Source organism: Vibrio sp. 10N.222.52.B7 (assembly GCF_041474275.1).
Lineage (GTDB): Bacteria > Pseudomonadota > Gammaproteobacteria > Enterobacterales > Vibrionaceae > Vibrio > Vibrio crassostreae_C.
In genome coordinates, this window is the sequence record NZ_JBFRTU010000259.1 from 1 (window position 1) to 529 (window position 529).

The 529-nt window shown below is 42.0% G+C and carries 1 pseudogene; it reads right to left on the reverse strand.

Annotation, left to right across the window (positions count from 1 at the left end):
- Positions 1–529, reverse strand: a pseudogene (locus AB4512_RS22730) (sensor domain-containing diguanylate cyclase); the annotation flags it as partial.

Consider the following 529-nt stretch of genomic DNA (forward strand, 5'->3'; position numbering starts at 1 on the left):
AGCGTAGACCTCGAGCATATTAAGGTTAGCAATAAAGTAGCCAATAATACGATCTTCTGAGGCGACGGGTGTCATTATCCTTAGGGCTGGCATCAAAGGGTGGACGACTTCACCATTCTCAATCTCTAAATCGATACCGTTGGAGCTTACTTCTCCAATCTTCAGTCGGTGGAGGTCTTTAAAGTAGCTACGAGCTGATTTGTTCTGCAGTTTATTCTCAGGAACTATTGTCGCTTTATTGTTGTTGTAGTTGATACGGTAAACCTCGTTACCTTCTAGGTCGAGGTAGCGAAGCTGAGAATAGTATTGTTGTCCGCGAGCTAACATCACCCACAGATCTTGCAGAGCTTGTTTATGAACAATTGATGGTTCTTCAATTGCGCGAAGTAACGTTTGAGAGTCTGCGATGGAAGGAACAGAATTCGATATTTGCTCAACAATAACGGCCAGTTCGTGAAAACTGTATTCGATTTGGTTTTGGCTAGACTGTTTAATATTTAGAGTATGCTGAACATCAATTCTGTCAAGT